We start from the raw sequence: 23217 nt of genomic DNA on the forward strand, positions 1-23217 counted from the left end.
CGGTAACTACCAGCTAGGTCGCCCTAACTATCGAGATCTCAGTTACCGACGGTCAGGCCGACCTTCTGGAACTCCTTGAGGTCGCAATAACCAGCCTTGGCCATCGATCGCCGCAGGCCACCGACCAGATTCAGCGATCCGAAGGGATCATCGGACGGCCCGGTCAGCACCTGCCCCAGCGAAGGCCGCTCGCCCAGCGCGACCTGCAGCAGAGCGCCGCGCGGCAACGACGGGTGCGCAGCCGCGGCGGGCCAGAACCAGCCATCTCCCAGGGCCTCGGCGGCAGTGGCCAACGGGGTGCCGAGCACTACGGCGTCGGCGCCGCACGCGATGGCCTTGGCTAGGTCGCCGGACGTGTGGATGTCACCGTCGGCGAGCACGTGCACGTAGCGCCCGCCCGTCTCGTCGAGGTATTCGCGGCGCGCGGCCGCGGCGTCGGCGATCGCGGTCGCCATCGGCACGCTGATGCCGAGCACCTCGTCGCTGGTGGTGACGCCGCGGGTCGATCCGTAGCCGACGATGACGCCCGCAGCGCCGGTGCGCATGAGGTGCAATGCAGTGCGGTGGTCGAGGACACCACCCGCCACCACCGGTATGTCGAGCTCGGAAATGAAGGTCTTGAGGTTCAGCGGTTCGCCGACCCCGTGATCTTGAGCGACCCGCTCCGCGGAGATGATCGTGCCCTGGATGACCAGTAAGTCGACGCCTGCGGCCACCAGCGCCGGCGTCAGCGCCTGCGCATTTTGGGGACTCACTCGGACGGCCGTGGTCACACCGGCATCGCGGATCCGCGCCACCGCGGCACCCAGCAGATCAGGATCCAGCGGCGCAGAGTGCAGTTGCTGCAACAGCCGGATCGCCGCCGCCGGTTCCGGCTCTTTCTCGGCCGCAGCGACGACCTGAGCGATCTTCTCCCCGACGTCGGCGTGCCTGCCGATCAGGCCTTCGCCGTTGAGCACACCGAGGCCGCCGAGACGGCCCATCTCGATGGCGAACTCCGGCGACACCAGCGCGTCGGTCGGGTGTGCCACGACCGGGATCTCGAACCGGTAGGCGTCCAGTTGCCAGGCCGTCGAAACATCTTGGGAGGACCTGGTTCTGCGGGACGGGACGATGTTGATCTCGTCGAGTTCGTAGGTGCGGCGGGCGGTTCGGCCCATGCCGATTTCAACTGTGTCACGCACTGCGTCATCTCCCCTTCGAGCACGCTGTCAGCGGATGTAGTAGTTCGGGGCCTCGACAGTCATCGCGATGTCGTGCGGGTGACTCTCCTTCAATCCCGCTGCGGTGATCTGTACGAACTGCGCCTGCTGCAGGTGCTCGATGGTGGCCGAGCCCGTGTAACCCATCGCGGCGCGCAACCCGCCCGTGAGTTGATGAATCACTGTCGACAGCGGACCGCGGAACGGCACCCGCCCCTCGATGCCCTCGGGCACCAGCTTGTCCTCGGACAGCGCGTCGTCCTGGAAATAGCGGTCCTTGGAGTACGACCGTGCCCCCGCGCGCCCGGCCATCGCGCCGAGTGAGCCCATGCCGCGGTAGCTCTTGAACTGCTTGCCGTTGACGAAGATCAGCTCGCCCGGCGACTCGGCGGTGCCCGCCAGCAGCGAGCCGAGCATGGCCGTGGACGCGCCGGCCGCCAATGCCTTGGCGATGTCTCCGGAGTACTGCAGGCCGCCGTCGGCGATGACGGGAATACCCTTCGGCGCGCACGCTGCGACCGCCTCGAGGATCGCGGTGATCTGTGGGGCTCCGACGCCGGCCACCACCCGCGTGGTGCAGATCGAGCCGGGACCGACGCCGACCTTCACCGCATCGGCGCCCGCGTCGACCAACGCGGCCGCGGCGGCGCGGGTGGCGACGTTGCCGCCGATCACCTCGACGCGGTCGCCGACCGTCGCCTTCAGTCGATGCACCATGTCCAGCACGCCGCGGTTGTGGGCGTGCGCGGTGTCCACGATGAGCACGTCGACTCCGGCGTCCACCAGCGTCGTCGCCCGCGTCCACGCGTCGTCGCCGACACCGACCGCGGCGCCGACGAGCAACCGGCCGTCACTGTCCTTGGTAGCGAAGGGGAATTGCTCGGTCTTGACGAAGTCCTTGACGGTGATCAGCCCGGTCAGCTTGCCGTTGCCGTCGACGATCGGCAGCTTCTCAATCTTGTGGCGGCGCAACAGCCCCAGCGCCGCTTCGGCCGAAACACCTTCCTGCGCAGTGATCAACGGAGCCTTGGTCATCACCTCCGACACCGGCTTCGACTGGTCGACCTCGAAGCGCATATCGCGGTTGGTGATGATCCCGACGAGAGAGCCTTGTGAATCCACGACCGGCAGCCCCGAGATGCGGAACCGCGCGCACATCGCGTCGACCTCGGCGAGCGTGTTGTCCGGTGAGCAGGTGACGGGGTCGGTGACCATGCCGGCCTCCGAGCGCTTGACCGTCTCGACCTGGCCGGCCTGTTCGGCGACGGGCAGGTTGCGGTGCAGCACCCCCATGCCGCCGGCGCGGGCCATCGCGATGGCCATCCGCGATTCGGTGACGGTATCCATCGCCGAGCTGACGAGCGGGACCCGCAGCCGGATCCGTTTGGTCAGCTGGCTGGAGGTGTCTGCTGTGGCGGGCACCACATCTGAAGCGGCCGGCAGCAGCAGTACGTCGTCGAATGTGAGGCCGAGCATCGCGATCTTCGTCGGATCGTCGCCGCCGGTGGGTACCGGAACAGCGAGGGGAAGGCTGCTTTCGGCAATCGACATGGGTGGGGCCTCCCGGGACAGACGAGCTAGATTCCCCATCTTATCGGCATTGACGTCGCCGGTTCTGCTCCACACTCCCGGTTGCGCCATGCCGGGCGGACGGCTGGCGCGAAATGTAGGCGGCTGCGTAATGTGGGAGTCGTGCGCGACCACCTTCCGCCGGGTTTGCCGCCCGATCCGTTCGCCGACGACCCGTGCGACCCGTCGGCAGCGCTCGACGCCCTGGAGCCCGGTCAGCCGCTGGACCCCCAGGAGCGGACCGCGGTCGAGGCCGATCTCGCCGACTTGGCTGTCTATGAAGCGTTGTTGGCGCACAAGGGAATTCGCGGTTTGGTGGTGTGCTGCGACGAATGCCAGCAGGACCACTATCACGACTGGGACATGCTGCGGGCGAACCTGCTGCAGCTGCTGGTCGACGGTACGGTCCGCCCGCACGAGCCGGCCTACGACCCCGAACCCGACGCCTACGTCACCTGGGATTACTGCCGCGGTTACGCCGACGCCTCTCTCAACGAGGCCACGACGGACACCGACGGGTATCGCTGACGGCGCAATCGCTAATTAGCTGCCGTCGCCGCCGGAGCCAGACTCCACTTCGGGAACCACGAACGTCGTCGTAACCGGCGCTCGCCGTTGTACCGGCGGTTCCTCGACCGTCGCCGGAGGTTCCTCGACAGTTGCGGGCGGCGCCTCAACCGTCACAGGAGGTGCCTCAACCGTCGCTGGCGGCACTTCGACGGGCGGCGCCTCCTCGGCGGCCTCAGAGACAGTCGATGACGGCGCAGCAGGCTGCTGGGTCCTCGTGGTCACTGCAACGGTGGTCGTCGTCGTAGGTGTCGCAGTCGGCGAACTCGGAGGCGGCTCTTCCTCAGGCGCGGCCGATGGCGGCGGCGTGCTGGGCGGCAACGACGTCGGCCCCGCCGTTGCAGGCACCGACGATGGGGGCGGCACCTGCACCGGCGGACTGGTCGGTGGCGTCTGGGACGACGTCGGACTGGTCGGCGACGTCGGACTGGTCGGCGACGTCGGACTGGTCGGCGACGTCTCCGACGAAGGAGAAGTTGCCGGCGTCGTTTCCGACGGCGGGGTGGTCTCCGACGAGGTGCTGTCCGACGACGTCGGGGTGTCCAGGACAACCACGTCCGGGAAGACCGGCGGCGGCATGTCGGGCGGCAGCACCGCGGCGGGATCCTGCGCCTCGACCTTCACCGTCAGCTGTTGCCACTCGGAAACCAACTCCTGCTTGGCGACATCGTCATTGACCGTCGCAACGGTGGTGGTGAGTGTCTCCAGTTTGTCCTGAGCCTGTTGCCACTGTCCCTGGTCGACGAGCTGCTGCACCTCGGCGAGTTGCTGCGAGGCAAGCATCACGGCGTCATCCCGCGGAGCCGGCGCCTCGCCGAAGATCATCGTGCGTAGACCGTAGAGCGAGTCGCCCGGTCCCGCGCCCGCCACGACGCTGGCGAAGCCACCGAGACACAGCACCGCCGCGGCGGTCGACCCGACCAGGGCCAGCGTCCGGCGGGACCGCTTGCGTGTGCGCTGGGCGGTGTCGAGTGCGATCACCGCGTCGCGGGGCGTCACCGGCACCGTCATCGGCGCATCACGAATGTCGTCGCGCCAACCGGACAGCAGGCTGATCAGCTCAGCGTCTCCGCGATCGCTTGCATACGCCGGCTGCTGATACGCGAGCGCGTCGAGCAACTGGTCAGTGCGGTTGATCTCGTTGAGCGACGGATCGCCCCCGTTGGAAGTCCAGCGTCCGAAGTCAGGCATGGTCGTGCCCCGTCGAGATGATCTCTTCCTTCAGCCGTGCCAGTGCGCGGTGCTGGGCGACTCGGACCGCGCCCGCAGTACTTCCGACCGCCTCGGCGGTTTCTTCGGCGCTCATGCCGACGACCACGCGCAGGATCAGAATTTCGCGTTGCTTCTCAGGCAATATCGCCAGCAGCTTCTTCATCCGGGCCGATGCCTCGGAATCCAGCGCCATCTGCTCGGGGCCGGCGTCCAGCGAGAACCGTTCCGGCACGACTTCCGTCGGGTCGGAGCGATTCCTGCCCGCTGCGCGATGAGCGTCAGCGACCTTGTGCGCTGCAATGCCGTACACAAAGGCCAGGAACGGTCGTCCCTGATCCTTGTAGCGCGGCAGCGCCGTTATGGCGGCCAAGCACACCTCCTGCGCGACGTCATCAGCTGAGAGGCCACTTCGCTCAGTCGACCCCACCCTCGCCCGGACGTACCGGATGACGATGGGACGAATGGTCTCCAGCACCCTCCGGAGTGCGTCCCGATTGCCCGCTACAGCCTCAGCGACGACATCATCGAGACGTTCTCCCGAAATTGTCATCGTGGGCGATCTCTCCAGCGTTACGTAGCGGACACTTACCGGTGGGCTTGGCTCAGCTAAACAATAACTTTCAGGATGGAGTGCTCCCGTCTCAGCGGACGGCCCACACGCCGCCCCGTGACCTGACTGTGTCGGCGGAACCGTCGCGGATCGACGCCACCTCTACCTCTGAGCGCACCCCGCTACCGATACCGGCCAGCAAGGAGGCCAACGCCCAGCGCAGCGGGACCATTCCGTGTTGTTCCGTGACCTCGAGCGCGGCATCGGCCACCCGCCGCGAGCCGTCGAGGTCACCGACGCAGCACAGCGCGGCGGCCATGACAACCTCGGTTTTGACGGTGTGCCGTACCGAACCGAGCGTGGCGGCGGCCGCCCTGGCCGCGTCCGCGTGATGCACCGCGGACGAACCCTGTCCGCGGGCCATCGCCAACTCCGCGGACACCCAGGCGATCCGCACATGCAGCCGTGCAGGTACCGGGCCGTCGAGAAGGTCGGCGGCGCGGAGCAACGCCCGCTCCGACGCCGCAAACCGTCCCGTGCCGAGCGCATCGGCGGCCAGCCCGATCAGCGCGTCGCCGCCCGCTTCCCGATCGGCACCCGCAAGTGCGGACGCCCTGCCGTCCCAGGTTCGTGCCCGGTCGTGCCAGCCGAGCTGGCGCAGAAACGACGCGCGGGTGCTGTGGGCCAGTGACACCAGCGGGCCGGGCGGCTGACGTCGCAGTGTGGAGAGGTCGGCCAGCGCGCTGCTGTATCGGCCCTGACCGCCGGCCACCACCGCCCGCAGCCATAGCTGCTGCGGAGTGGTCGCGGCGGGCAGCGGCCAGCGTCCCGGATCGTCCCCGAACGCCGCGTTCGCCAGGTCTGCGGTGGAAGTGATCATCAGTGCCGCGACGCTATCAACGCGTATCAATGGGCCAGTGCAATACCCGGTACCGGTGGACTCGTATTTCAAAGGGGCCAAAATCACTTTGGTTAACAGTTGGTGCTGCGAAAGTTAATTCCATGTAAGACGGCGCGGGGTTGCGAAAAATTGCCGAAGTCGCATGTATCCACGCGATCAGGACAAATACGCCTTGCCAGCCCCCGCATCACGTTTGCTTAAACACCGATCTCGACGGCGAAGTATCTCAAGATGAACGTGACGTAAATTCTGGACCTGCCGTTATGTCAATTAGCACATGTTCAGGCTATTGACGGAATTTCGTGAGCCCCCCTAGTTTGTGTGCACGAGTAGTCATCGGCGACTTGCGCTCGGATCGGTTCCGTAACTCACGCACTTGTGTAGTTGGCGAAATGAGTGTGTAGAGAGGGGTTTTCCAATGCCACAGTCGCAACAGCTTCCCGGACCCAATGCAGATATCTGGGATTGGCAGATCGCCGGCCTTTGCCGAGGCGTCGACTCGTCCATGTTTTTTCACCCCGACGGCGAACGCGGCCGGGCCCGCGCTCAGCGTGAGATGCGTGCCAAGGAGATGTGCCGCAGCTGCCCGGTGATCACGCAGTGTCGCTCGCACGCGCTGGCGGTGGGTGAGCCCTACGGTATCTGGGGCGGCCTGTCCGAGTCCGAGCGCGAATTGTTGCTGAAGCGGGGTATCCGCCGCGCCTCATAGTCACGAACGCAATCGAGAAGGTCCCATCCGGCGTCCCGGGTGGGACCTTTTCCGTCGGCTGCTCAGGCGTCCGGTTCGGTGTCGGGCTTCGCGACGTCCACGTCTGACTCACCGGCGGGCTTGGTCGCGGCCACCGGCTTGGGCTGACGGGCACCGGTCGCGCGGATGACGCCGTAGCAGAGAGCAACGACGGCGGCCACCACGAGCAGCCACGGCAGCATGAGACCGAACAGCAGCACGAGGTTTGCTGCTACGGAAACCAGTGCGTCCCAACCTCGTTCGACCTGGCCCAGAAATCCCTGATACTGCTTGGGTGCCGGGCCGCCGATTGTTTCTGCCACGAAGGTGACATTGACGGTGCTGTATTCGATGCGGTCGCCTAGGGCTTCACGCTGTGCGCGCAGGCTGTCCAAGTCCGCTTGACGCTGAGAGAGCGCGTCCTCGGCGGCGATGAGTGCTTCGGGGTCGCGGGCGTCGCGCATGATCGCCAGCAGGCGGTCCACCGAAGTCTGCAGCGCCTTGATGCGGGCGTCGAGATCGACCCGCTGCGCCGTCACATCCTCGGAGCTGGTTTCGGCGGTCTGCACGGTGCCCAGCATCTTGAGCTCGCGCACCACGCCGTCGAGCTTGTCCACTGGAACGCGCAGCACGACCGACGTGCGCGCCAATCCCGAGTCGGACCCCGCGTCCTCGCTGCGGCTGTCGACGCGGCCGTCGGCGTCCTCGACCATGACGGCCGCCTTGTCCGCGGCCTCGGAGGTGTTGGCCACCGTGATGGTCATCGATGCGGTCTTGACGACGTCGCGCTGGACGTCGTCCACCGGCATGGGCTCCTGCGGCGGTGGGGCCTCCGGTGCGCCTGCGGCGGCGCCATCGGTGGTGAACTTGGACGCGGGCGCGTCATTCTCCTGGCGCGACGGACCCGATCCGGCACATGCCGTCAACAGCGCGAGAGTCGCGATTCCGGTGATCGCCACCGTCAACCATTTGCGGTACAACTTGCAGGAAGTGCTGCTCATGGCAGCCACCATGCCATTAGCTGTGAAGTTCGACCATTTTCGCTGGTTGGATAGGCAGTCAACGAGGTCAAACGTCAATCACGCGGATGATGGTCTTACCCCGGCCACGACGCGTCGGATCGAACGCGGCGGCGGCATCGTCGAGGGGTCGTATCGTCGCGACGCGTGGCGCGATCCGCCCGTCCCGCAGCCTGAGCTCCAATTCGGCGAGTGCCGCACGATCGGGCTCGACGACGAAGAATATGGCGCGAACATTGTCGGGCGGGCTGGGCGGCGGTTCGGCGATGCTGACGAGTGCACCGTCAGGTCGGACCAACGCAGCCGAGCGGCGGAGGATCTCACCACCGATCACGTCGAACACCATGTCCACTGCGCCGACGTCTTCAAGCCGACCTTCATCCAGGTCCGCGAAAACTTCTGCGCCTAGTCCCAGCGCCACGTCACGATCGGCCGCGCGTCCCGTACCGATGACCCGCGCCCCCGCCTCGAGCGCGAGTTGTACCGCCATCGAACCGACACCGCCGGCAGCGCCGTGAATCAGCACCGTCTGCCCGGCGCAGAGCCGCCCGTGAAGGAACAGTCCCTGCCACGCGGTGAGGCCCGAAATCGGCAGTGCCGCAGCCACGGTGTGGTCGACTCCCGACGACAGCGGCGCAAGATTGCGAGCCTCGACTGCCACGAATTCGGCCAGCGTGCCATTTCGGCACCAGTCGGTGATCCCGAAGACTCGTTGGCCGACCGTCAAACCCGTCGTCCCGTAGCCGAGTTCGGCGACGACCCCGGAGACCTCGTGCCCGGGGATGGTCGGTGCCCTGTCACGTCCGGCCCGGTCGGTCCAGGTGCCCGGCCAGTCGAGCTCGCCCGGTGTGAACCCCGCCGCGTGCACTCGGACGACGACATCGTTCTCCGCGGCGTGCGGGTACGGCATCTCCCCCAGCGCTAGGCCGTGCACCCCGGCAGCGCGGTCGCGCGCGATGATCGCTCGCATCAGTTCAGGGTCGAGATATGAAGCTGGGACTAGTCTTTCGACTCGTCAGAGTCCTCGGACTTGTCGTCATCATCCGAGTCGTCATCGCCCGAGTCGTCATCCTCCTCAGAGCCGTCATCCTCCTCCGAGCCTTCATCAGACTCGTCCTTGGTGTCGTCGTCGTCCGTGGTGTCTGCACCCGATTCGCTGATGCCGTCGGCATGTTTCGTCAGCAGCCTCGCCAGTTGACGGGCCTCCTCCGGCGCCAACGAGTCGTCGATGAGCCGCTCGCCGTCCTCGGATACCCGCTCGAGATAGACCGTGTTCTTCTTCGTGGCGACGTTCCATTGGCCGCCTTCATGCTCCGCCATTGGGCCGGGATACCCCGGCTACCGGTTTGTCATTCACTTTCAGGGCACCCGGGTCCAGGGTTGGCAGTTCCGCGATTCGAAGGCCTTCACTTCGGCGTTGACATTCGCGAACATCGGACCGATCGACATGTTCGTGGCGACCACGTGGTCTTTGTTGGTGTCGGGCGTGCTGTACGCGAACCACGCGCACATCGAGTCCACGGTCGGCACGTCGTTGATCCATACGCCAAACGTCGAGGCCGAACCGGCGGTTTGGTAAAGACCCGGCGCGATATCAGGACCGACGAGAAAGAAGCCGTTGCCCGGGATCGGGTCCAGCGGGGCGGCACTCGCACGCGACACGAACGCGACCGCAGCCAGTGTGGCGACAAGTCCGGCCAGCGCGTACCGCCTGATCACCTCGGCAGCGTAACTCTTCAGGTCAGCGCACCGAATACATTCCTGTGACGCCTGAAAGGATCGGCGCGGCCATGTCGCTCTTGGCATTGTCTGCCGCCCTGAACATCGCCCCGGCCCACGCTGACCCGCTGCCCGGTTTCTGTGTGCCGCCGAGCGTCGTCGACGACGTGTGCACCGTGCGGATGACATCGGTGACGGCCGATGCCGTCAATGGGACGATCACCGGCACACCCGTCGGAGGCGGAACTGCGATTACCGTTGCGGGACAAGGAGATGCCTACCTGACGTCGGTGGGCTTCGGCGACGCCCGGCCGCACCCGATACAACGCTGGGACGAGACGATCGACAGCGTGAACGCCCTCAGCGTCGATCCGTCCAACCCGAACTGGTACGGCAATGCCAAGGCCCAGGCGTTCCTGCCCAGGACACTGAATGACCTGGCCAGCCAGTTCCCGCCAGATGTCCTGGTGGTCCGCTTCACTGGCGACGACGCCCAGCCGGGTTCGTACCGGCTCGTCTCCGTTCAGCCCACACCCCGGTAGGGGGGCTCAATCGGCAGGAGCAGTAACCAAAAGACCTGCGTGAACGCCTATCTCAGCCTTCCGTGTAGGTATATGTCGTTGTGGTGCATACGTCTATGCCGGTGCGCACCAGCTCCTCGCCGTCCTCGAACACGGCCTTGAAGTCGTATAGGCACGCCCCGCTGCCGTCATCGATGTTGATGTTCACCGACTGGCCGACCGGCAGGACGTCCTCGCCGAGAATGTCCTCCTCCCAGGTGCCTCGGTCGACGTTCGAGGCGAAGAACTGCACGATCGCGTGCTGCGTTTCGTTGATGACTTCGACGTGGCGGTCTTGTGCGTTGGCCGGGGCGGCGGTCAGCCCAATCAGGGCGAGAGCCGCCATCACGATGCTGATCGTGAGTTTCTTCAACATCCTGTTCATCTCTTGTCTCTCTTCTCGAATTGCGAAGCAACCCGAACCCCTACCCCCGGCTCGCCCCGCCACCGACTACGGCTTTGTTCCAGCGGGGCAAACTTATCTCGTTTCGGCTGGCAATGATGCCGAACTTGCGCATTTGCAAGCCAGACGACCTAGGTCGCTGCCCAAGCGTCGCCGACGAAGATTCTTGGTCGGGCCCAGCCCGGCTCAGTAACAATCTGGGTGTTGCATAGCAAACACCCCCGGCCAAGCAGGACCGGGGGTGTCTGTAGAGAACTAGCTAGTGATGGTGATGACCGTGGCCGTGGCCATGGCCGTCGTCCTCCGACTCGGCCGGCTTCTCGACGATCGCCGTCTCGGTCGTCAGCACCATTCGCGCAACCGACGCTGCGTTTTGCACCGCTGACCGGGTGACCTTGACCGGGTCCACGACGCCGTCGGCAGCCAGATCGCCGTATGCGAGCGTGGCCGCGTTGAAGCCCTGCCCGGCGGGCAGTTCGGACACCTTGTTCACCACGACCGAGCCGTCGAGCCCGGCGTTGGTCGCGATCCAGTACAGCGGCGCCGTCAACGCGGAGGCGAATACGCCTACGCCCAGCGCCTCGTCACCGGAGAGCGACTCGCGCAGTGGGCCGAGCACCGAACCGGCCTGGACGAGCGCCGCGCCACCACCGGCGACGATGCCCTCCTCGACGGCCGCCTTGGCTGCCGACACCGCGTCCTCGACCGCTTCCTTGCGCTTCTTGAGGTCGGTCTCGGTGGCCGCGCCGACCCGGATGACGGCGACGCCACCGGACAGCTTGGCCAGTCGCTCCTCGAGCTTCTCGCGATCCCAGTCGGAATCGGATGCCTCGATCTCCGAGCGCAGCTGCGCCTTGCGACCGTCGATGGCTTCCGCCGTGCCACCGCCGTCGACGATGACGGTGCTGTCCTTGTCGACGACGACCCGGCGTGCGGTACCCAGCACCTCGAGGCCTACCTCGCGCAGCACCAGACCGACGTCGGGGTTGACGACCTGTCCGCCGGTGACGATCGCCAGATCCTCGAGGAACGCCTTTCGGCGGTCGCCGAAGAACGGTGCCTTGACGGCAACGGCCTTCAGCGTCTTGCGAATCGCGTTGACCACCAACGTGGAAAGGGGTTCACCCTCGACGTCCTCGGCCACGATCAGCAGCGGCTTGCCCGACTCGGCGACCTTCTCCAGCAGCGGAAGCAGATCAGGCAGCGAGCTGATCTTCTCGCGGTGCAGCAGCACCAACGCGTCCTCGAGCACGGCTTCCTGTGCATCGAAGTCGGTGATGAAGTACGCGGAGATGTAACCCTTGTCGAAGCCGACGCCCTCGGTGACCTCGAGCTCGGTGTTCAACGTCGAGGACTCCTCGACCGTCACCACACCATCGACGCCGACCGTGGTCATGGCCTCGCCCACCAGCTCACCGACCTGCTCATCGCGGGAGGACACCGTGGCGACCTGGGCGATGGCCTTCTTGTCGCTGACCGGCGTCGCGGCCGCGAGCAGCGCCTCGCAGACCGCATCGGCGGCCTTGCTGATGCCGAGGCCCAATGCGATCGGGTTGGCACCCGCGGCCACGTTGCGCAGGCCGGCCTTGATGATGGCCTGTGCGAGCACCGTCGCGGTGGTCGTGCCGTCACCTGCCACGTCGTTGGTCTTGGTGGCGACCGACTTGACCAGCTGGGCGCCGAGGTTCTCGAACGGGTCTTCCAGCTCGATCTCGCGAGCGATGGTGACGCCGTCGTTGGTCACCACCGGACCGCCGTACGCCTTGGCCAGCACCACGTGGCGACCGCGCGGCCCCAGCGTGATCCGCACGGCGTCGGCGAGCTTGTCGACCCCGGCTTCCATTGCCCGGCGCGCAGTTTCGTTGAACTCGATCTGCTTGCTCATGAATGTCCTTACTGACTGAAACTGACTCGAAACGACTCGAAACGAGTGCCGCCCCGGAACTCACCCGTCTATACGGGAAGCTCCGGGGCGGGACACGGGTGCTTACTTGTTGACGACAGCCAGCACGTCGCGAGCGGAGAGAATCAGGTACTCCTCGCCGTTGTACTTGATCTCGGTGCCGCCGTACTTGCTGTAGATGACGGTGTCGCCTTCGGAAACGTCCAGGGGGATGCGCTTCTCGCCGTCCTCGTCCCAGCGGCCGGGGCCAACTGCGACGACGGTGCCCTCCTGGGGCTTCTCCTTGGCGGTGTCGGGGATGACCAGACCGGAAGCGGTCGTGGTCTCGGCCTCGTTGGCCTGTACGAGGATCTTGTCCTCGAGTGGCTTGATGTTCACGCTCGCCACGATGGAGCCCTCCACTAATTTCGGGTTGTCGACCCCGGGGGATCCCGGGGTCTCAATTACCAGGTGTTCGGCATAGCGTCCGTGCCTCGCTCCGTCGTCGCGGGTGCCGGCGCAGGGTTTGGGCGCGTCTGCCACCTAGCACTCTATACATGAGAGTGCTAGCACTCAAGATCGGCCTATGCCTATCTCGTAAAGCGAACACGCAGGTCGCCGAAGAAGGCAGTGACCAGCGGGTTGAACAGGTCGGCGCGCTCCCACTGCAGGAAGTGGCCCGCGCCCGGCACCACAATCGGACCCGCTCGGTTGGTGAAGGCCACCTCGCACGTGTGCAGAAAATCGGGCCCGATCACCTGGTCGTCCATGCCGTAGAGGATCAAGGTGGGCACGTCGACCTTGCGATCGAGGATCGGCGGCTCGCTCATCTTCCGTCCGTGCATGAGCTGATAGCACGCCCAGCTTGCGCGAAGCCGCTCTTCGGTCGAGAACGGTTCGGCCATGAAATCCGCATCGGCCGCGGTGAAGGTGCCTGGTGAGGCCCACAACCGATGTCCGTAGAACTCGGAGATGTAGCGGCGGCGCTTGGCCGGGGTATCTAGATCTGCCGCCAGGTCATCGGGTGTCACGCCCTGCCGGTAGCGGTAGTCGGCCGTCGGCCCGTCGCCTATGCCGCGGATGGACGCGACGTCGATTCCGGCCGCCTCGAACTCTTTGAACAGGAACGGCGGCACGGAGTCGAAGAACACGAACTTCTCCACGAATCCCGGATAACGGTGGAGAAGATCGCAGGCGATGGCGCCGCCGAGGTCACCACCGACCACACCACATCGCTCATGGCCCAGCACATCGTGCACCAGCAGGTACAGATCCCGACTCCACGCCGCCAGGTCGTACACATCCTCTGTCGACAGGTCCGAATCGCCGAAGCCACGCAGGTCGGGGACGATCACCTCGTAGCCGGCCTCGGCAAGCGGACCGATATTGCGCCACCAGATGCGCTTCGTCTCGGGGTAGCCGTGGAGGAGGAGCAGCGGATAGCCACCGGCCCCCTCGTGGACGAAGGCAAGGGACAACCCGTCGCGGCCCTCGCTCGGCGGGACCTCTCGGTGGTGGATGGTGAACGCATCCGGCGCCGGAGTCGGCGGCTGTTCGGGTCGCAGGCGCAGTTCGTAGTGCACGCCCACGCAGTCTGCCGCAGCGACGCTCAGAACTTGGTCGGATCGACCATCAAGTGATCAGACACATTGCCGAGCATTTGGATCTCCACCTTGCGCTCGGTGAAATGCCAGCCGTCGGCGTCACGGCCGAACGTGTCGAAGTACCGCCCCACGACGATCGGCTGGATCGGCACGGACTCGGTGTCCTGCACGACGCAGAACGTGGAGCGCGCGGTCGCCGTGTTGTCGGCGAGGTCGATGATCGGATTCAGCACGAGGTGACGTGTCCGGGGCGTGTTGCCATGGTCGGGATAACGCCGGGTGGTGGCCGCGAACAGCTTGGCGATGTTGTCCGCACCGGAGACTCCCTGGGGTCCGGTGCCGCCGAACGAGGCCTTCGACAGCAGCGCTCCGACGCCGTCGAAGTCGCCCGCGTCGATGAATTCGGCGTAGCGGTAGAGCAACTCGGTGATGTCCAACTTGTCGCTCACGCCACCTGTCCCTTCACCACCGGAAGACCGGGATCGCTTGCCGCGTCCAACGGCGACGGCGCCGCACCCGCGGCGATCAGATGAGCCGCAAACGATGCGATCATCGCACCGTTGTCGGTGCAGAGCCGTGGCCGCGGGATGCGCAGTGTCAGCCCGTTTTCGGCGCAGCGCTGCTCGGCGAGCTCACGCAGCCGCGAATTGGCCGCCACCCCGCCGGCAATAAGCAATGTCGACACGTTCAGCTCTTTCGCCGCCCGCACCGCTTTCAGCGTCAGCACGTCGGCAACAGCTTCCTGGAATCCGGCCGCGACGTCGGCTTGCGAAGCATCCGGGTGGCTCTCGACGTACCGGGCGACGGCGGTCTTGAGCCCGGAGAAGCTGAACGCGAACCGATCGTCGCGCGGTCCGGTCATGCCGCGGGGAAAGGCGATCGCGTTACGGTCCCCGGTCCTGGCGAGATCGTCGAGCACCTTCCCGCCGGGGTACCCGAGCCCGAGCAGACGCGCCACCTTGTCGTAGGCCTCCCCCGCGGCGTCGTCGACGGTGCTGCCGAGTTCGACGATCGGTTCGCCCAGCGACCGCACGTGCAACAGGTTGGTGTGTCCGCCGGACACGAGCAGGCCCACGCTCTCGGGTAGCGGGCCGTGGTCGAAGACATCGGCGGCCAGATGGCCCCCGAGATGGTTGACGGCGTAGAACGGCACCTGCCATGCGGCCGAATACGCCTTGGCCGCAGCCACTCCCACCAACAATGCACCGGCGAGACCCGGTCCAATGGTCGCCGCGACGATGTCCGGCTTCGCCACTCCGGCCGTTTCCAGGGCACGGCGCATCGTCGGTCCCAGCGCCTCCAGGTGCGCACGCGACGCGATCTCGGGCACCACGCCGCCGAAGCGGGCGTGCTCGTCGACGCTGGAGGCAACCTCGTCGGCGAGCAGCGTCACGGTGCCATCCGCACCGAGTTCGGCGACGCCCACTCCGGTTTCGTCACAGGAGCTCTCGATGGCCAGGATGATCGTCATGATGGGCTCCCTTGGGGAAGGCGCTTCATCGTATAGGCGTCCGCACCGCTGGCGCGGTAATAGCGCCGACGCAGACCGACGTTGACGAAGCCGAAGCTCTCATAAAGTTTGATCGCGGGCACATTGTCGGTACGTACCTCGAGGAAAACCACGCTGCCGGAGGCTAATTCGAGGATTTCAGTCACCAGCCGCCGTCCGATGCCCCGACCCTGGTACGCCGGATCGACGCCGATGGTGTGAATCTCGTACTCGTAGGGGCGTACTCGGCCCAGCCGCGCGATCCCGGCGTAGCCGATCAGCTTGTCTTCCGTCTCTTCCTTCGTGCGTGCGGCGATGTAGTGGATGTGCTTGGCCTTGAGTTCGGCAAGAAACGCCCGCTCCGGCCACGGGTCGTCCCCCTCGAACAGCAGGGACTCCAGCTCGGCGCACCGCGCGGCGTCCGAGGGCTTCAGCTTTCCGTAGACGACGGTCATCGGGCCGCCCGCTCGGCCAACGTCTTCGCGTCGGGGCGACGCAGATACAGCGGCACCAGGGGCGCCGGCGGCGACGTCCAATCGGCGACCGCGCGCACCAGACCCTCGGCGGTGGGATGCCGGGGCGGTTGTGCGAGCGCCTCTTCCGCGCCGGGCACGTCGGCAGGCGCGGCGACGGCTGGACCCTCGACGCGCACCCCGTCGCGGTAGCGCGCCCAGTACACCTCGCGCCTGCGCGCGTCGGTGACCACCAGCAGATTGCCACCGCCCACGATGGCGATCGCGTCCAGGCTGCACACGCCGTGTACCGGGACACCCAGCGCATGCCCGAACGCCGCGGCGGTGGCCATGCCGACCCGCAGGCCGGTGAACGGTCCGGGGCCACAGCCGACGACGACCGCCGCGAGATCCTCGACGCCGACCCCGGCGTCGGCGAGTGCGCCGACCGCATTGGGGGTCAACTGCTCGGCGTGCGCACGGGCGTCGACTGTGACCCGCTGCGCCAGCACCTCGATCGTGTCGCCGTCCCGGCGGACCACCCCGGCGGTGACCGCGGGCGTCGCGGTGTCGATCGCCAGGATCAGGCTGCTCACGGCGTGCTCCACTGCCACATCGCTGTGCGCACTTCGGTGTCGGTGCCGCGTTCGAGACGGATGTCCAGATGGCTGTCGGACAGCCGTTCGGCCAGTCCTTCTCCCCACTCCACGACGACGACCGCATCCTCGAGATCGGTGTCGAGGTCCAGCGAGTCGAGTTCGGCGAGCAGGTCGACTGAGTTGTCGTCGAGCAGCCGGTACAGGTCGACGTGAATCATCGCGGGGGCGTCGGCGCGACGCGCCCGGTGCACACGGGCCAACACGAACGTCGGTGACACGACCGGACCGTCGACATCCATCGCCTGCGCAATACCCTTGGCCAACACGGTCTTTCCCGCACCCAACGGGCCGGACAGCACCACGACGTCACCGGCGCGCAGTTCACTTCCCAGCCGCGCACCGAGGGCGATGGTGTCTTCGGCGGTCGGAAGCTCCGCCGTCCCGGCGGCGCGGTCAGCCATGGTGGCGAACTCGGTCCCGGACGCGGCGCGTGAGGGCGACGAGCTTGGAGGGAGTGGCGCGTTCCACCAGCCGGACGAGCGCGTCGTCGATGATCTCTGGCTGTTCGAGCTCGACGAGATGGCCTGCGCCCTCGACGATCACGAGTTCGGATTTGGGCAGGGCGTCAGCCATGTCCTGGGAGTAGTCCATCGGGGTGAGCAGGTCCTCGTCACCGCACGCGATCAGTGTGGGCACCTTCGCGAGGGTGGCCAGCCCTTCGGTTTCGTCGTGTACTTCGAGCGCGTGCAGGAATTCGACCAGCGTCTCGATCGGGGTGTCGTGCATCATCTTCTCGGAGAATTCGACGACGCTGCGGCTGACCTTCAGATCGCCGTACGAGGCCGCGCGCAGGATGGGAGCGATCACCGACTTGGCGGCGCCGCGGGTGCGGTGCACCGTTTTGGGCGCGTACCGGACTGCGAAGCGCACCGCCTCCAGGGCCGGATTCTTCAGAATCTCGCCCAGCGGCGAGCGTGAAACCCCTTCGGCCGCCGATGCGATGAGCGCTGCGCCGACCACGCGGGTGGGGTACCGCTGCGGGAACTGCCGGGCGTGCGACAGGACCGTCATACCACCCATCGAATGGCCGACGAGCACAACGGGTCCGCGCGGCGCCATCACGGCCAGCACCGTCTCCAGGTCCCTGCCCAATTGCGCCACGTTGTAGGTCTCCGGTGGCGCCTGCCCGGATTGGCCGTGTCCACGCTGGTCGTAGAACACCATCCGGACTTGCGAGCCCCACTCATCGGTCAAGCGGGCACGCTGAAAGTGAAAGGCGCCCATGCGGAGACAGAAGCCATGCGCGAACACAACCGTCAGCGGAGCGTCGGGATCCCCCACCTCACGGACAGCCAGGTCGACACCGTCCGGAGTCGTGACGACTACGCTGCGGTCAGCGTCGAGGAGGCCGAAATCCTCGAATTCGTACGGATCGTCGGTGCTGACGCGTCGGCGTAAGGACCTGGCGACCGACACGGCGGTGGCGGTGCCGACCGCGGTCACGCCCGCGGCACCCGCCAGCCAGCGCGCTCCCTGATCGCTCAACGTCGAATTCCACGGTAGGAGCGCACGACTCGGCCGCGGGGACTCGTGACGACCTCATAGTTGATGGTGCCGAGCAGGTCGGCCCAGTCCTGCGCGGTGGGCTCACCGTCGGACCCGGGGCCGAACAGAATCGCGTCGTCGCCCTCTGACACATCGCCGTCGACACCCACGTCGACCACGAGTTGGTCCATGCAGACGCGCCCGACGCTGCGGCGCAGCCTGCCGTTGATCAACACGTCGATGCGGCCGCTGAGGTTGCGGAAGACGCCGTCGGCGTAGCCGATGGGAAGCAACGCCAGCGTCGTGTCACGTTCGGCGATCCACGTGTGCCCGTATGACACTCCCTCGCCGGCCTGCACTTTACGCAGCAGTGCCACAGGGCATTTCAGCGTCATCGCGGGGATCAGCCCCATGTCGCCACGCTCGGGAATCGGCGTCTGTCCGTACACCGCGATACCGGGCCGCACCATGTCGAACCCAAGATCCGGCCGCGTCAGCGCCGACGGTGAATTGCTCAGGTGCACGACTTCGTACCGCAAACCCGCACTGCGGGCTTGATCGACCATGTCCTTCAGCCGGCCCGCCTGAATGTCGTTGAGCGGGTGGTCGGGAACGTCACCGTGCACCAGATGCGACATCAGGCCGCGCAACGTCAACGCGTCTTCGGCGAGCATGCGCTTGAGTGCCGGAAGCATCGCCGAGTACTCATCAGGGCCGGCACCGTTGCGGTTCAGTCCGGTGTCGACCTTGACGGTGACCTTCGCGCTACGGCCCGTCCGCTCGGCTGCCTCACGCAGCTCGCCGAGCTGGCGCAGCGACGACACGGCGATCTGCACGTCGGCTTCGAGCGCGGGACCGAAGTCGGTTCCCGGCGGGTGCAGCCACGCCAGCACCGGAGCGGTGATGCCGTCGCGGCGGAGTCTGATCGCCTCCTCGACGGTGGCGACACCCAGTTCCGAAGCACCTGCGGCCAGGGCCGCCCGGCCGGTCTGTGTCGCACCGTGGCCGTACCCGTCGGCCTTGACGACGGCCATCACCTGCGCCAGACCCGCACGGTCGCGCAGCACACCCACGTTGTGTGCCACGGCGTCGAGGTCGATGACCGCCTCGGGAGCCACGTGCGTCGTTCTGGTCGTTTGCATGGTCATGTCACCCTGACCGATTCTCCCAGACAGCGACCGCCGATTGCCGCACGCAGCTGGGTCTCACGCGTACGACAGCCAGGCGAGGCGGGCTGACCTAGGGTTTCGTCCGCGACCCCACCCGGGTGTTTTGGCACACACTAGTGGGCGAACGGTTCCAGACTGTCGAAGTGACCTTGCGGCTTCAACGCATCGAGGTGCGACAACACCGTCTTGGTGTCGTCATACAACGCCCTGGCCAGATCGGCGGAGAACCCCTCGCGAACCACGATCCGCAACATGGTGATGTCCTCGGCGCCCTCCGGCATCGTGTACGCCGGTACCTGCCAGCCGTAGGAACGCAGAGCATGCGACACGTCGAACTCGGTGTAGCCGAAATCGCCCTTCAGCCGGAAGCTGACCACCGGGATCGCCGAGCCGTCGGCGACGACGTCGAAATGCTCGCTCTCCTTGAGCTGGTCGCCGAGCCAACGCGCGGTCGACGACAGGCAATGCATCACTTTGGCGTATCCGCCGCGGCCGAGCCGTAGGAAGTTGTAGTACTGGCCGACGACCTGGTTGCCCGGCCGAGAGAAGTTGAGCGTGAACGTCGGCATGTCGCCGCCGAGGTAGTTCACCCGGAACACCAGGTCCTCGGGCAGGTACTCCGCGCTGCGCCAGACCACGAACCCGATGCCGGGGTAGGTCAGCCCGTACTTGTGGCCGCTGACGTTGATGGAGACGACCCGAGGGAGCCGGAAGTCCCATTCCAGGTGGGGATGCACGAACGGCACGACGAAGCCGCCGCTGGCCGCGTCGACATGCACAGGAACGTCGACTCCGCCGTCGGCGGCCACCTTGTCCAGTGCGGCGCAGATCTCGCCGATCGGCTCGAGTTCTCCGGTGTATGTGGTGCCGAGAATGGCCACCACGCCGATGGTGTCCTCGTCGATGTTCTCCAACACCTGCTCGGGAGTGATCACGTAGCGGTCCTCGGACATCGGGAGATACCGCGGTTCGACATCGAAGTAGCGGCAGAACTTCTCCCACACCACCTGAACGTTGGCGCCCATCACCAGATTCGGGGTCCGGCCCTTCCAGTCCTTCCCCACCTTCTCGCGCCACCGCCACTTCATCGCCAGCCCCGCGAGCATCACGGCCTCGCTGGAGCCGATCGTGGAAACACCGACGGCACTGTTCGGGTCGTCGTCGCGCAGGTTCTCGGCATGGAAAAGGTCGGCCACCATGCACACGCACCGCTGCTCGATGGCGGCCGTCGCGGGGTACTCGTCCTTGTCGATCATGTTCTTGTCGAACGTCTCGGCCATCAGGCGTTCGGCCTGCGGATCCATCCAGGTCGTGACGAACGTCGCGAGGTTCAGCCGCGAGCTGCCGTCGAGCATGAGCTCGTCGTGGATGAATCGGTATGCGGCGTCAGGCTCCATCGCTTCGTCCGGTAAGCGCAACGACGGGATGGGCGCCATCTCCATCCGGCAGGTGTAGGCCGGGGTGATCTGTTGCGAGTGAGTGCCCTTGCGCTTCATGGCAAGACCTTTCGTTAGAGAGATGCGATGGAAGCCCGTACGTGGGCCAGGATGCGGGATGCTGAAGTCGGGGCCGGGTGCGGGCCGGGGTCGGCGGCGGACAGGTTGGCGGCTCGAGCGTGGACGTAGGCGGCTGCGGCGGCGGCCTGGGCCGGCGGCAGGCCCGCGGCAAGCAGCGCACCAACGATGCCGGACAGCACATCGCCGGAACCCGCTGTCGCCGCCCATGATTGGCCCGCCGGGTTCAGATAGACCGGTCCACCGGGTTCCGCGATGACCGTCACGTTGCCCTTCAGCAGCACGGTGACACCGAGGCGGTCGGCGAGCCTGCGGGTTGCGCCGACCCGGTCGTCCCCCGGCGGCGAGCCGGCCAGCCTTTCGAACTCGCCCGCATGTGGGGTCAAGACCGTCGGTGCGGCGCGATCGGCGACCAGGTCCGGGTGTGCAGCGAGGATGGTCAGCCCGTCGGCGTCGACGATCACCGGCAGGTCGGTCTCCAGCGCGAACCACAGCGCGGTCGCACCAGCCTCGTCGGTCCCCAACCCGGGTCCGACGGCCCATGCCTGAACTCGTCCTGCGGAGGAGACGTTGGGCGTGGCAATGACTTCCGGCCAATGCGAAAGCACCTGCTGTGCGCCACTTCCCGCATAGCGCACCATGCCGGACGTTGCGGCGACGGCAGCGCCGGTACACAGCACGGCGGCCCCCGGGTAGGTGGCCGAGCCGGCCAGGATCCCGGTGACACCCTGGGTGTACTTGTCATCTCTCGGGCCGGGACAGGGCCACAGCGCGGCGACATCAGCGGCCTCGAGCTGGAGTAGGTCGGACTGCGGCAGGTCCAGGCCGATGTCCACCAGTTCGACGCGTCCGCAATCACCAAGGGCATGAACCGGTTTGAGCCCGCCGAAGGTCACCGTCGATGTGGCGTGCACATGCGGGCCGTCGGCGGTCCCCGTGTGCACGTCGATACCGCTCGGGATGTCGACGGCGACCACGGGCGCGGTCACGCTTGCGAACACGTCGGCCGCGTTCGGCCGCAAAGGTCCGGAGCCGGAAATTCCGACGACGCCGTCGATCACCAGATCGGTTGTCGGCGGAATGCTTTCGACGATACGACCGCCGGCCCTCCGGAACGCGGCCAGCGCAGCGGCGTGCGTGCGTTCCGGATTGAGCAGGACCGCGGCGGCCGATGCGCCGCGACGACGCAGGAAGGTCGCCGCCCAGAGCGCATCACCACCGTTATCACCGGAGCCGACGACCGCGCAGACCCGGCGCCCGGCGACGCCGCCCATGTGACGTGCGATCGAGTTGGCCAGTCCGTAGGCGGCACGGCGCATCAAGGCACCGTCGGGGAGGCTCGCCAACAGCGGCGCTTCTGCCTCGCGAATTTGGTCGGCGGTGTAATAGTGCCGCATCGACGCCCACGTTACGTGCCATGCGTGCGCATGGTCGGGGTTTCAGGTCGCGCCCGTCCCAAGCCGTCCGCGAGCGCTTCAAGATCATTTCGTTGCCAAAATTGACGTTCGCTACAAAATTTTTCCCGCGACGACGAGATCCGAACGCCGAGGCGGTCGATGATCCCTGCAGTACCAGCGCATGGAACGGCAGGTGAGAATCCGGCACCGACCGGCTATTGTGCAGGGGTGAGCACGCCGGTCGCGTATTTGCTGCAGTCGTGGTTGAACAACCGCGGCGCGTGTCAGTCGATGTGATCGAGCATTGCCAGACGACCAGTCATGTACCGGTGGGCCTGCCGCCCGTCAGCGCGGTCCGCTCCATCGCTGCCTAAAGGCGGTCATGCCCGCCGAAATCGGGCGTATGGTCACGCCATGACCGCGCCGAGCGACATGGGCGGCCGAGCCGAATTCTTCGCCCCGGTCATTCGGGAATCCGACGAGCCCGTGTTCCACGAACGGTGGGAGGGCCGAGTCTTCGGATTCGCCAACTTTCTGCTGCCGCTGCTCGGTCGCAATGTGGACATCCTCCGCTTCGGCATGGAGCAACTCCCTCGCGAGGTCTATCTGTCCAGTTATTACCGACGCTGGCTCGGGGGTTTCGAAACGCTGCTCGAGCAGGCCGGCTATCTCACACCGGGCGAGGTCGAGGCCCGAACCGCCGGCCGATCCGCGCCGGCCCGGCGGCGGATCTCGCGATTGCGACTCAATGTCACGTCACGGGCGGTGGGCTCGCTCCTGCACCCCACACTGCCCCGCTGGTATGCCGGTCGGGTGGTTCCCCGACTGCTGGGCACGTCGCGGCCGGCGCTGCGTCGCGGCCGCTTCGCACCGGGCGACCATGTTCGAGTGCGCTCTACCCGAGCGGTGCCGTACACCCGACAGCCGGGATACGTGACCGGAAAGCCCGGCGTGATCGTCGCCAAGCTCGGCGCGACGGTGTTTCCCGACGCAAAGGCGACGGGCAGGCACGCACTGCCCCAGCACCTTTACACCGTCGCCTTCCAAGCTGCCGACCTGTGGGGCGCTGCCGCCGAGTCCGGCACCGAAGTGCGTGTCGACCTCTACGAGTCGTATCTGGAGGCGGTGTGAGCGACG

Annotated in this window: 26 protein-coding genes; 4 read left to right on the forward strand and 22 right to left on the reverse strand. The window is 66.6% G+C overall.

Annotated features, from left to right (window positions below; translation table 11 throughout):
- Positions 1-38: 38 nt before the first annotated feature.
- On the reverse strand, positions 39-1160 hold the full coding sequence (locus M1248_RS10375) for a GuaB3 family IMP dehydrogenase-related protein (protein ID WP_317148292.1): 1122 nt from the start codon (positions 1158-1160) through the stop codon (positions 39-41).
- Between the two features lie 51 nt (positions 1161-1211).
- Positions 1212-2753, reverse strand: coding sequence for an IMP dehydrogenase (guaB, locus tag M1248_RS10380; protein WP_317148269.1), 1542 nt, complete (start codon positions 2751-2753; stop codon positions 1212-1214).
- A 141-nt stretch (positions 2754-2894) separates the two neighbouring features.
- Here guaB and M1248_RS10385 point away from each other — a divergent pair, with 141 nt between their 5' ends.
- Positions 2895-3299, forward strand: coding sequence for a DUF5319 domain-containing protein (locus M1248_RS10385; RefSeq protein ID WP_014209027.1), 405 nt, complete (start codon positions 2895-2897; stop codon positions 3297-3299).
- 15 nt (positions 3300-3314) lie between these two features.
- On the opposite strand, the gene M1248_RS10390 is transcribed toward M1248_RS10385, so the two are convergent.
- The 3 genes from M1248_RS10390 to M1248_RS10400 all read right to left on the reverse strand — a co-directional run bounded on the left by M1248_RS10390 (position 3315) and on the right by M1248_RS10400 (position 5980).
- A complete protein-coding gene (locus M1248_RS10390; protein WP_163735762.1) occupies positions 3315-4529 on the reverse strand; it encodes an anti-sigma-D factor RsdA in 1215 nt (404 codons plus the stop codon).
- Positions 4522-5100 carry a sigma-70 family RNA polymerase sigma factor gene (locus M1248_RS10395; protein WP_083124837.1) on the reverse strand — a complete coding sequence of 193 codons (579 nt, stop codon included), beginning with the start codon at positions 5098-5100 and terminating at the stop codon, positions 4522-4524. Before M1248_RS10395 ends, M1248_RS10390 begins: the two co-directional genes overlap by 8 nt.
- A 91-nt stretch (positions 5101-5191) precedes the next feature.
- Entirely contained in the window at positions 5192-5980 is a 789-nt protein-coding gene (locus tag M1248_RS10400; protein ID WP_317148270.1) for a hypothetical protein, read from the reverse strand.
- A 439-nt stretch (positions 5981-6419) separates the two neighbouring features.
- Between M1248_RS10400 and M1248_RS10405 the strand changes: the two genes are divergently transcribed.
- A complete protein-coding gene (locus M1248_RS10405; protein WP_317148271.1) occupies positions 6420-6710 on the forward strand; it encodes a WhiB family transcriptional regulator in 291 nt (96 codons plus the stop codon).
- 62 nt (positions 6711-6772) lie between these two features.
- On the opposite strand, the gene M1248_RS10410 is transcribed toward M1248_RS10405, so the two are convergent.
- The 4 genes from M1248_RS10410 to M1248_RS10425 all read right to left on the reverse strand — a co-directional run bounded on the left by M1248_RS10410 (position 6773) and on the right by M1248_RS10425 (position 9466).
- Positions 6773-7729 carry a DUF4349 domain-containing protein gene (locus M1248_RS10410; protein WP_317148272.1) on the reverse strand — a complete coding sequence of 319 codons (957 nt, stop codon included), beginning with the start codon at positions 7727-7729 and terminating at the stop codon, positions 6773-6775.
- A 67-nt stretch (positions 7730-7796) separates the two neighbouring features.
- Complete coding sequence (locus M1248_RS10415; RefSeq protein WP_163735755.1) at positions 7797-8717, reverse strand: NADP-dependent oxidoreductase; 921 nt, start codon at positions 8715-8717, stop codon at positions 7797-7799.
- A 29-nt stretch (positions 8718-8746) separates the two neighbouring features.
- The gene (locus M1248_RS10420; protein WP_163735752.1) at positions 8747-9067 is read right to left on the reverse strand and encodes a hypothetical protein; all 321 of its coding nucleotides are present in this window, start codon (positions 9065-9067) and stop codon (positions 8747-8749) included.
- Positions 9068-9106: 39 nt separating this feature from the next.
- The gene (locus M1248_RS10425; protein WP_174262180.1) at positions 9107-9466 is read right to left on the reverse strand and encodes a hypothetical protein; all 360 of its coding nucleotides are present in this window, start codon (positions 9464-9466) and stop codon (positions 9107-9109) included.
- A gap of 71 nt (positions 9467-9537) precedes the next feature.
- On the opposite strand from M1248_RS10425, the gene M1248_RS10430 reads away from it, so the two are divergent.
- On the forward strand, positions 9538-10008 hold the full coding sequence (locus M1248_RS10430) for a hypothetical protein (protein ID WP_163735749.1): 471 nt from the start codon (positions 9538-9540) through the stop codon (positions 10006-10008).
- 52 nt (positions 10009-10060) lie between these two features.
- Here the strand turns inward: M1248_RS10430 and M1248_RS10435 are convergent, their stop codons facing one another.
- The 13 genes from M1248_RS10435 to M1248_RS10495 all read right to left on the reverse strand — a co-directional run bounded on the left by M1248_RS10435 (position 10061) and on the right by M1248_RS10495 (position 22080).
- Complete coding sequence (locus tag M1248_RS10435) at positions 10061-10402, reverse strand: hypothetical protein (RefSeq protein WP_232076393.1); 342 nt, start codon at positions 10400-10402, stop codon at positions 10061-10063.
- Between the two features lie 286 nt (positions 10403-10688).
- Positions 10689-12314: a chaperonin GroEL gene (gene groL, locus M1248_RS10440; RefSeq protein ID WP_317148273.1), complete on the reverse strand. Its 1626-nt coding sequence runs from the start codon at positions 12312-12314 to the stop codon at positions 10689-10691.
- A gap of 102 nt (positions 12315-12416) precedes the next feature.
- Entirely contained in the window at positions 12417-12719 is a 303-nt protein-coding gene (gene groES / locus M1248_RS10445) for a co-chaperone GroES (RefSeq protein WP_046754122.1), read from the reverse strand.
- Between the two features lie 182 nt (positions 12720-12901).
- Entirely contained in the window at positions 12902-13894 is a 993-nt protein-coding gene (locus M1248_RS10450) for an alpha/beta hydrolase (protein WP_317148274.1), read from the reverse strand.
- Positions 13895-13920: 26 nt separating this feature from the next.
- The gene (locus M1248_RS10455; RefSeq protein ID WP_163735739.1) at positions 13921-14364 is read right to left on the reverse strand and encodes a nuclear transport factor 2 family protein; all 444 of its coding nucleotides are present in this window, start codon (positions 14362-14364) and stop codon (positions 13921-13923) included.
- Positions 14361-15386 (reverse strand): tRNA (adenosine(37)-N6)-threonylcarbamoyltransferase complex transferase subunit TsaD, encoded by a 1026-nt coding sequence (tsaD, locus tag M1248_RS10460; protein WP_317148275.1) that lies wholly within the window; start codon positions 15384-15386, stop codon positions 14361-14363. The genes M1248_RS10455 and tsaD overlap by 4 nt, the downstream gene beginning before the upstream one ends.
- Positions 15383-15859 (reverse strand): ribosomal protein S18-alanine N-acetyltransferase, encoded by a 477-nt coding sequence (gene rimI, locus M1248_RS10465; RefSeq protein ID WP_163735731.1) that lies wholly within the window; start codon positions 15857-15859, stop codon positions 15383-15385. Before rimI ends, tsaD begins: the two co-directional genes overlap by 4 nt.
- Entirely contained in the window at positions 15856-16452 is a 597-nt protein-coding gene (tsaB, locus tag M1248_RS10470) for a tRNA (adenosine(37)-N6)-threonylcarbamoyltransferase complex dimerization subunit type 1 TsaB (protein WP_163735728.1), read from the reverse strand. The genes rimI and tsaB overlap by 4 nt, the downstream gene beginning before the upstream one ends.
- On the reverse strand, positions 16449-16916 hold the full coding sequence (gene tsaE / locus M1248_RS10475) for a tRNA (adenosine(37)-N6)-threonylcarbamoyltransferase complex ATPase subunit type 1 TsaE (protein ID WP_317148276.1): 468 nt from the start codon (positions 16914-16916) through the stop codon (positions 16449-16451). The genes tsaB and tsaE overlap by 4 nt, the downstream gene beginning before the upstream one ends.
- Entirely contained in the window at positions 16909-18000 is a 1092-nt protein-coding gene (locus tag M1248_RS10480) for an alpha/beta fold hydrolase (RefSeq protein WP_163735722.1), read from the reverse strand. Before M1248_RS10480 ends, tsaE begins: the two co-directional genes overlap by 8 nt.
- Positions 17997-19148 (reverse strand): alanine racemase, encoded by a 1152-nt coding sequence (gene alr / locus M1248_RS10485; protein ID WP_163735719.1) that lies wholly within the window; start codon positions 19146-19148, stop codon positions 17997-17999. Before alr ends, M1248_RS10480 begins: the two co-directional genes overlap by 4 nt.
- 134 nt (positions 19149-19282) lie before the next feature.
- Entirely contained in the window at positions 19283-20665 is a 1383-nt protein-coding gene (locus M1248_RS10490) for a glutamate decarboxylase (RefSeq protein WP_163735715.1), read from the reverse strand.
- A 14-nt stretch (positions 20666-20679) separates the two neighbouring features.
- Complete coding sequence (locus tag M1248_RS10495; RefSeq protein WP_163735713.1) at positions 20680-22080, reverse strand: NAD(P)H-hydrate dehydratase; 1401 nt, start codon at positions 22078-22080, stop codon at positions 20680-20682.
- A 414-nt stretch (positions 22081-22494) separates the two neighbouring features.
- On the opposite strand from M1248_RS10495, the gene nthB reads away from it, so the two are divergent.
- Complete coding sequence (gene nthB, locus M1248_RS10500; protein WP_317148277.1) at positions 22495-23211, forward strand: nitrile hydratase subunit beta; 717 nt, start codon at positions 22495-22497, stop codon at positions 23209-23211.
- The last annotated feature ends 6 nt before the right edge of the window (positions 23212-23217 follow it).

The organism is Mycobacterium sp. 29Ha (assembly GCF_032883055.1).
In the GTDB taxonomy this organism is placed as follows: Bacteria; Actinomycetota; Actinomycetes; order Mycobacteriales; family Mycobacteriaceae; genus Mycobacterium; species Mycobacterium gallinarum.